Source organism: Mameliella sp. AT18, assembly GCF_028807275.1.
Taxonomy (GTDB): Bacteria; Pseudomonadota; Alphaproteobacteria; order Rhodobacterales; family Rhodobacteraceae; genus Antarctobacter; species Antarctobacter albus.
This window is the reverse complement of record NZ_JARAMO010000022.1, coordinates 1-7,528: the sequence shown is the minus strand read 5'-3', so window position 1 is coordinate 7,528 and position 7,528 is coordinate 1. Positions and strand designations below refer to the sequence as shown.

At 68.2% G+C, this 7,528-nt stretch carries 9 protein-coding genes and 1 pseudogene; all 10 read left to right on the top strand.

The window, feature by feature from the left end; genetic code table 11:
* Positions 1–83: 83 nt before the first annotated feature.
* Positions 84–983, top strand: coding sequence for a ferredoxin:protochlorophyllide reductase (ATP-dependent) iron-sulfur ATP-binding protein (gene bchL / locus PVW46_RS02790; RefSeq protein WP_069210030.1), 900 nt, complete (start codon positions 84–86; stop codon positions 981–983).
* Complete coding sequence (gene bchM / locus PVW46_RS02785) at positions 984–1,664, top strand: magnesium protoporphyrin IX methyltransferase (RefSeq protein ID WP_069210031.1); 681 nt, start codon at positions 984–986, stop codon at positions 1,662–1,664.
* Positions 1,661–3,097, top strand: a complete 1,437-nt coding sequence (locus tag PVW46_RS02780) for a PucC family protein (RefSeq protein ID WP_069210032.1) — start codon at positions 1,661–1,663, stop codon at positions 3,095–3,097. Before bchM ends, PVW46_RS02780 begins: the two co-directional genes overlap by 4 nt.
* A 42-nt stretch (positions 3,098–3,139) precedes the next feature.
* On the top strand, positions 3,140–3,907 hold the full coding sequence (gene puhA / locus PVW46_RS02775; RefSeq protein ID WP_069210033.1) for a photosynthetic reaction center subunit H: 768 nt from the start codon (positions 3,140–3,142) through the stop codon (positions 3,905–3,907).
* 21 nt (positions 3,908–3,928) lie between these two features.
* Complete coding sequence (puhB, locus tag PVW46_RS02770; protein WP_069210034.1) at positions 3,929–4,570, top strand: photosynthetic complex putative assembly protein PuhB; 642 nt, start codon at positions 3,929–3,931, stop codon at positions 4,568–4,570.
* A gap of 10 nt (positions 4,571–4,580) precedes the next feature.
* Complete coding sequence (puhC, locus tag PVW46_RS02765; RefSeq protein ID WP_069210035.1) at positions 4,581–5,054, top strand: photosynthetic complex assembly protein PuhC; 474 nt, start codon at positions 4,581–4,583, stop codon at positions 5,052–5,054.
* A 17-nt stretch (positions 5,055–5,071) separates the two neighbouring features.
* Positions 5,072–5,368, top strand: a complete 297-nt coding sequence (locus tag PVW46_RS02760) for an O2-dependent cyclase accessory protein (RefSeq protein ID WP_043143925.1) — start codon at positions 5,072–5,074, stop codon at positions 5,366–5,368.
* Positions 5,365–6,489, top strand: a complete 1,125-nt coding sequence (gene acsF, locus PVW46_RS02755; protein ID WP_069210036.1) for a magnesium-protoporphyrin IX monomethyl ester (oxidative) cyclase — start codon at positions 5,365–5,367, stop codon at positions 6,487–6,489. Before PVW46_RS02760 ends, acsF begins: the two co-directional genes overlap by 4 nt.
* 61 nt (positions 6,490–6,550) lie before the next feature.
* Positions 6,551–7,366: a putative photosynthetic complex assembly protein PuhE gene (gene puhE / locus PVW46_RS02750; protein WP_069210037.1), complete on the top strand. Its 816-nt coding sequence runs from the start codon at positions 6,551–6,553 to the stop codon at positions 7,364–7,366.
* Positions 7,356–7,528, top strand: a pseudogene (locus PVW46_RS02745) (5-aminolevulinate synthase); the annotation flags it as partial. The gene puhE and the pseudogene PVW46_RS02745, both read left to right, overlap by 11 nt.

Sequence of the window (7,528 nt, the reverse complement as noted above, 5' to 3'; positions counted from 1 at the left end):
GTCGGACCGGGGCTCTGCCCCGGACCCCGAGGTATTTGCGGCCCAAAGAAACAAGGGGCGTTGCGCCCCGTTTGGAGGACTTCATGAGCCCGAGAGACGACATCCCGCAATTGCGGCGCGGTCAGGACGGTGAAGGATCGGTGCAGGTGCACCAGGACGCAGACGCCAGGATCGAGGGGGCCAAGGTCTTTTCCGTCTACGGCAAGGGGGGGATCGGCAAGTCGACGACCTCGTCCAACCTCTCGGCGGCCTTTGCCAGGATGGGCAAGCGGGTGCTGCAGATCGGCTGCGACCCCAAGCATGACAGTACCTTTACCCTGACGGGCCGGTTGCAGCCCACGGTGATCGACATCCTCAAGGAGGTGGATTTCCACGCCGAGGAGCTGCGCCCCGAGGACTTCGTGACCGAGGGCTGGGGCGGCGTGCATTGCGTCGAGGCGGGCGGCCCGCCCGCCGGGACCGGCTGCGGCGGCTATGTCGTGGGCCAGACGGTGAAGCTGTTGAAACAGCACCACCTGCTGGAAGACACGGACGTGGTGATCTTTGACGTCCTGGGCGACGTGGTCTGCGGCGGCTTTGCCGCGCCACTGCAGCACGCCGACCGGGCAGTGATCGTGACCGCCAATGATTTCGACAGCATCTACGCGATGAACCGGATCATCGCCGCGGTGCAGGCCAAGTCGGCCAACTACAAGGTGCGGCTGGCGGGCTGTATCGCCAACCGCTCGCGCGAGACCGACGAGGTCGATCGCTACTGCGCAAGGGTCGGCTTCGACCGCATCGCGCATATGCCCGACGTGGACGCCATTCGCCGCTCGCGGCTGAAGAAGAAGACGCTGTTCGAGATGGACGACGAAGACGACATCATCGCTTGCCGGGCGGAATACCTGCGGCTGGCCGAGACGCTCTGGCGCGGGACCGAGCCGCTGGCGCCGGCACCGATGGAAGACCGCGACATCTTTGAAATGCTGGGGTTCGACTGAATGAGCTACGAGGCCACCAGATCCCGGGTCGAGACCTATTTCGACACCACCGCCACCCGCACCTGGGAGCGGTTGACCAGCGATGCGCCGGTCAGCCGCATCCGCGAGACCGTGCGGCGCGGACGGGATGCGATGCGGGCACAGATCCTGTCGCGCCTGCCTGGTGACCTGCGCGGGGCGCGGGTGCTGGACGCGGGCTGTGGCACCGGACAGATGACCGCCGAACTGGCGGCGCGCGGGGCCGAGGTGGTGGCCGTCGACATTTCCCCGGCGCTGGTCGGGATCGCGCGGGACCGCCTGCCCAGCGACCTGCGCGGGCAGGTGCATTTCACCAGCGGCGACATGCTGGACCCGACGCTGGGCCGGTTCGACCATGTGACCGCGATGGACAGCCTGATCTACTACGCCGAAAGCGACATCGCGCAGGCCCTGCAGAGGCTGGCCCGCCGCACTGAGGGTCGCCTGGTCTTTACCGTGGCGCCGCGCACGCCCCTGTTGATGGCGATGTGGCGCATGGGACAGCTGTTCCCGCGCGCCGACCGGTCGCCGGTGATGGTGCCGCATGCCCCGACCCGCCTGTCGCGCGCGCTGGGGCGCGCCGGGGCGCCCGGGCGGCTGGCGGTGCTGGAGCGGGTTTCGGTCGGCTTCTACATCAGCCAGGCGATGGAGCTGGCCTCATGATCCTGCGCCCCGCACATCTCAAGGCCCTGACGGCGCGGCTGTTGCCCTTTGCGGATGCCGCCAGCCCCGGCCTGCCGATGGGCCAGCTGTTGCGGCTGTCGCTGTTCCAGGTCTCGGTCGGCATGGCGACGGTGATGCTGCTGGGCACGCTGAACCGGGTGATGATCGTCGAGCTTTCGGTGGCGGCCACGGTGGTCGCCGCGATGATCGCCCTGCCGGTTCTGATCGCGCCGTTCCGGGCGCTGCTGGGGTTCCGGTCGGACACCTACCGCAGCGCGATCGGCTGGAAACGCATTCCCTACCTCTGGTTCGGCTCGCTTTGGCAGATGGGCGGGCTGGCGGTCATGCCCTTTGCACTGCTGGTTCTGTCCGGCGACGCGGTGCACCAGCTGCCCTTTGCCGGAGAGGTGCTGGCGGCGCTGGCTTTCCTGATGACGGGCCTGGGACTGCACATGACCCAGACCGCCGGGTTGGCGCTGGCCACGGATCGCGCCGATGCGGAGACGCGCCCGCGCGTGGTGGCGCTGCTTTACGTCATGTTCCTGCTGGGCATGGGGGGGGCGTCGCTGGTGATCGGCTGGCTGTTGCGGGACTTCAGCCCCCTGACGCTGGTGCGCGTGGTGCAGGGCGCGGCGGTCGTCGGCATCCTGCTCAATCTGGTCGCGCTGTGGAAACAGGAACACATGCGCCCAATGTCGCGCGCCGAGCGCGAGACGCCCCGCCCGCGCTTTGCCGAGGCCTGGGCCGACCTGCTGGCCGGCGGAGAGGCCGGGCGGCTGCTGGCGGTGGTCTTCCTGGGCACGCTGGCCTTCAACATGCAGGACGTGCTGCTGGAACCCTACGGCGGCGAGATCCTGGGCCTGAGCGTGTCAACCACGACTCTCCTGACCGCCATCTGGGCGGCGGGCGCGTTGGCGGGCTTTGCCCTGGCGGGCCGGGCCCTGGCGCGCGGGCGGGACGCCATGCGCATGGCGGGCACCGGGATGCTGACCGGGATCGCGGGTTTCTGCGCGGTGATCTTTGCCGCGCCGATGCAGGCGCCCGGTCTGTTCTTTGCCGGGGCCGGGCTGATCGGCCTGGGCGGCGGGCTTTTTGCAGTTTCGACCCTGCTGGCGGCGATGCGGATGCCGGCCACCGGCCGGGCCGGGCACGGCCTTGCGCTGGGCGCCTGGGGCGCCGCACAGGCCACCGGGGCCGGGCTGGCCATCGCCCTGGGCGGAGGCCTGCGCGACTGGATCGGGGCGCTGGCCAGCGCCGGCGACCTGGGCACCGCGCTGCAATCCCCCGCCACCGGCTATGCCTTTGTCTACCACCTGGAAATCGGGCTGCTTTTCGTGACCCTCGCGGCCCTTGGCCCGCTGGTGCACCTGCGCAGGCCGCCCCCCACCCCGCAATCGGAGACCCGCATCGGACTTGCGGATTTCCCCACCTGAGACCCGAGGCGAGAGCACGGACACCCTGGAAAGGACAGACCAATGGCAGACCCCTTCTTCGGAAACTTCGACCTGGCGAGCCTGGCGCTCTGGCTGTTTCTCGTCTTCTTCGCCCTGCTGATCTACTACATCCAGCGCGAGAACATGCGCGAGGGCTATCCGCTCGAAAACGACGACGGCGACCCGGCGCCCAACCAGGGCATGTTCCCGGTTCCCGACGACAAGACTTTCACGCTGCCCCACGGGCGCGGCACCGTCACCGTCCCGTCGGGCCAGAACAGGGAACGGGCCGACCTGGCGCTGGCGCGCACCGCCGCCTCGGACGGGTTCCCCTTTGAACCGACCGGCGACCCGATGGCCGATGGCGTCGGCCCCGCCTCCTGGGCGGCACGGCGCGACGTGCCGGAACTGGACGGCCACGGCCACCCCAAGATCGTGCCGATGAATGCCACCGGCACCTTTCACGTCGCCGCCGGGCGCGATCCGCGCGGGCTGCCCGTGGTGGCCGGGGACGGCGCCGTCGTCGGCAAGATTTCCGACATGTGGGTGGACGCGCCGGAACAGCTGGTCCGCTACCTGGAGGTGACGCTGGACGACGAGGCCGGCAAGCGGCTGATCCCGATGACGATGGCCCGCATCCGCAAGGACGGCGTGCGCGTGCGCTCGATCTTTGGCGCGCAGTTCGCAGGCGTGCCGCAACATGCCTCGCCCCGGCAGGTGACGCTGCTGGAAGAGGAAAAGATCTGTGCCTGGTACGGCGGCGGCACGCTTTACGCCAGCGCCGCGCGGCAGGCCCCGCAACTGGGCTGAGACCGGGAAAGGAAGAGCGCCATGAACCATGACGATTTCGCCTTCGAGCCGGTCCGCGGCCTGCCCGAACGCCCACCGGAGGGAGAGCAGATCCTCTGGCAGGGGCGCCCGGACTGGTGGGCACTGACGGTTGAGGCGCTGAACCTGAAATGGGTGGCGCTCTACTTTGCCGGGCTGGCGGCCTGGCGCTTTGTCACCCTGGTCGACCAGGGCAGTGCGGTTCAGGCCTTTGCCGCCTCGTCCCCCTTCCTGATCCTGGGCGCGATCGTCTGCGTGCTGCTGATGATCGTGGGCTTTGTCCAGGCCCGCGCAACGGTCTACACGATCACCAACCGCCGGGTCGCGATGCGGATCGGCGCCGCGCTGACCGTGACGCTGAACCTGCCCTACAGCCAGATCCGCAGCGCCGACCTGTCGCTGCGCCGCCGGGGCACCGGGACCATCGCGCTGGACCTGCTGCCCGGGGACGTGCGCCTGTCCTACCTTGTGTGCTGGCCGCATGTGCGCCCCTGGGTGCTGCGCCGCACGCAGCCGGCGCTGCGCTGCATCCCCGAGGCCGAAAACGTCGCGCGCCTGCTGGCAGACCAGGCCGAGGCCGAGATCGCGACGCCCCGCGTGGCCCGTGGCACCCCTGCCCGTCCCGCGACCCTGGCCGCAGAGTAGAGGTTTCGCAATGTCCCGCACCGCAATGCCGCCCCGCCTGAGACGCCCCGCCGACGACAAGGAGCTTGTCCCGCGCGTCATGGTGCGGCTGGTGGGCCTGCTGATGCTGACGGTGCTGGCACTGGTGACCGCCGCCCGCCTGACCGACCGTCCGCTGGAGGCCCTGCCGCCCGGCGGCGCCGTGACCCTCAGCCGCGAGATCGTGCTGTCCGGCGACATGGCTGGTGCCGCCCGGATCCACACGCCCGAGGGTGTGCTGATTGCCGATCTTACGCCCGAAGAGGGTGGATTCATCTCCGGTGTCTACCGGGTCCTGCTGCACGAGCGTGGCAAACATGGTGTCGCGCCTGACGCCCCCGTCACGCTCTTGCAACGCGATACCGGCAGGCTCGAGCTGCACGACAGCAGCACCGGGTGGCGCGCCGACCTGATGGGGTTCGGCGCAGACAATGCCAGGGCCTTCGGGCGTTTGCTGGCGCAATGAGGGAAGGAGGCCAATAAATGGGATGGCTGACACATGAACTGGAAAGGGCGCCCTGCACGGTAGAGATCTCGCACAGGTTCGAGAGCCTGCACGCGCATGTGCGTTTCGACAACGGCACCACCGTCTACCCCGGCGACAGCGTCCGGGTCCACGGACCCGAGATCATGGCGCCCTACGGCGAGGTGATCCGCGAGGCGCGCGAGGCGACGATCGTCCGCGCCTCCGGGCTGGAACGGCTCTGGACCCGGCTGACCGGCGATTTCGAGGTTATGGAGCTCTGCGAATTCTCCTTCTCCGAGGAGGTCACGCTATGAACATCCAGAACATGCACAGCGCCGACGCCACCACCGCCGAGGAAGGCCTGGCCATCCAGGCGGAACAGGCGAAATTCGACAGCAAGGCCGCGACCGAGACGGCGATGCAGAACACCCTGCTGACGCCGCGCTTTTACACCACCGATTTCGACGAGTTGGACGCCATCGACGTCAGCCCGGTGCGCGACGACTGGGACCGGCTGATCGCGCAGATGGTCAGCGACCCGAACAAGGGCCATTTCAAGAAGAACGAGGACTGGGACCGGATCGACTGGGACGGGATGGAGCCGCAGTTGCGCAAGGAATTCATCGACTTCCTGATCTCCTCCTGCACTGCCGAATTCTCGGGCTGCGTGCTTTACAAGGAGATGAAGCGGCGCGGCACCAACAAGGACGTGACCCAGCTGTTCCAGCTGATGGCGCGGGACGAGGCGCGGCACGCGGGCTTTATCAACGACGCCCTGCGCGAGGCAGGCGTGGCGGTGAACCTGGGCTTCCTGACGCAGAAGAAGAAATACACCTATTTCCGGCCCAAGTTCATCTACTACGCCACCTACCTGTCGGAAAAGATCGGCTACGCGCGGTACATCACCATCTATCGCCACCTCGAGGCGCACCCCGAGCACCGCTTTCATCCGATCTTCAAGTGGTTCCAGGAATGGTGCAACGACGAGTTCAGCCACGGCGAAGCCTTTGCCCTGCTGATGAAGACCGATCCGAAACTGACCTCGGGCGTCAACGTGCTGTGGATCAAGTTCTTTCTCACGGCGGTCTTTGCCACGATGTATGTCCGCGACCACCAGCGCCCCGCCTTTCACAAGGCGCTTGGCGTCGATCCGGACTGGTACGGGCAAGAGGTCTTTGCCAAGACCAGCGCCCTGTCGAAACAGATCTTTCCGATCACGCTGGACATCGACAGCCCGCGCTGGTCGGCCGGGCTGAAGCGGCTGCAAAAGGCCAATGCCGATCTTGACCGCGCCCGCAAACAGGGCGGCGTGGCCGGGTTCGCGCGGCGGATTTCGGCGCAGGTGCGGGCGGTGACGGCCTTTGCCGGGCTCTATTTCATCCCGGCGAAAAAGCATCGCCTGCCGGCCAGCACCCGGCTGGAGCCGGCCTATTGAGCGATCGGGCGCATATCCCCTGGCGCCCCTGTGCAGACAGCGCCTTTCGGGTGTGCCCGTCATGACGGGCGCGCCCTGGATCGCTGCGCTGGCCGCGCTGTTTCTCTGGTGGTTTTCCACCGGGACGATCCTGGTCGTCGTGCGCATGGCGGACCGGCGCGGGGCGCGCGCGCGGCGGGCGGTCACGCTGGCGGGCCTGCCGCTGCTGGCACTGGGCGCCTGGGGCATTCACGTCACCCAGGCGCTGGCAGGCCCCGGCGGCGCCTACTGGGCCTTCCTGTCGGCGCTGGCGGTCTGGGGCTGGATCGAGCTGTCCTTCATGACCGGCGCGATCACCGGCCCCAATCCCTATGCCTGCCCCCGTGGCCTGCCGGAATGGGAACGCTTCATCCGCGCCTGGGGCACCATCGCCTACCACGAGATGCTGCTGGCCGCCGTGATGATCGCGATCTGGCTGCACGGCCATGACGCCGCGAACAGCGTTGCGCCCTGGACCTTCACCATCCTCTATTTCGCGCGCATCTCGGCCAAGCTGAACCTCTATTTCGGCGTGCCCCGGATCAACACCGAGTTCATCCCCGAGGCGCTGTCGCACCTGGCCAGCCATTTCCGCGTTCAACGGCTCAACTGGCTGTTCCCGGTGTCGGTCACGGCGCTGAGCCTGGCCACCGCCTGCTGGCTGGAACGGCTGGTGGCGGCGCCGACGCCGGGGGCGGCCACGGGGTTCGCCCTGCTTGCGGCCCTGACCGCGCTGGCGCTGCTGGAACACTGGCTGATGGTGCTGCCCCTGCCCGATGCGAAACTCTGGCGCTGGATGCTGCCCGCGCCCCGCCCTGCCACGACGACACGACACCCGGAGGAACCTCATGGAATTTGACGCTCTGTTCACCGCCCAGCTCGACGCGCTCAAACAGGAGGGCAACTACCGGATCTTCGCGGAACTCGAACGCCGCTGCGGGGCCTTTCCCGCCGCGCGCAGCCATGACCCCGACACGCCGGACGAGGTGACCGTCTGGTGTTCGAACGACTACCTCGGGAT

What these genes read in the sequence shown, in the direction of transcription:
- puhE (WP_069210037.1), top strand. Translation starts at nt 6,551, where the DNA reads ATGACGGGCGCGCCCTGGATCGCTGCGCTGGCCGCGCTGTTTCTCTGG.
- puhB (WP_069210034.1), top strand. Translation starts at nt 3,929, where the DNA reads ATGAACCATGACGATTTCGCCTTCGAGCCGGTCCGCGGCCTGCCCGAA.
- acsF (WP_069210036.1), top strand. Translation starts at nt 5,365, where the DNA reads ATGAACATCCAGAACATGCACAGCGCCGACGCCACCACCGCCGAGGAA.
- PVW46_RS02760 (WP_043143925.1), top strand. Translation starts at nt 5,072, where the DNA reads ATGGGATGGCTGACACATGAACTGGAAAGGGCGCCCTGCACGGTAGAG.
- bchM (WP_069210031.1), top strand. Translation starts at nt 984, where the DNA reads ATGAGCTACGAGGCCACCAGATCCCGGGTCGAGACCTATTTCGACACC.
- puhC (WP_069210035.1), top strand. Translation starts at nt 4,581, where the DNA reads ATGTCCCGCACCGCAATGCCGCCCCGCCTGAGACGCCCCGCCGACGAC.
- puhA (WP_069210033.1), top strand. Translation starts at nt 3,140, where the DNA reads ATGGCAGACCCCTTCTTCGGAAACTTCGACCTGGCGAGCCTGGCGCTC.
- PVW46_RS02780 (WP_069210032.1), top strand. Translation starts at nt 1,661, where the DNA reads ATGATCCTGCGCCCCGCACATCTCAAGGCCCTGACGGCGCGGCTGTTG.
- bchL (WP_069210030.1), top strand. Translation starts at nt 84, where the DNA reads ATGAGCCCGAGAGACGACATCCCGCAATTGCGGCGCGGTCAGGACGGT.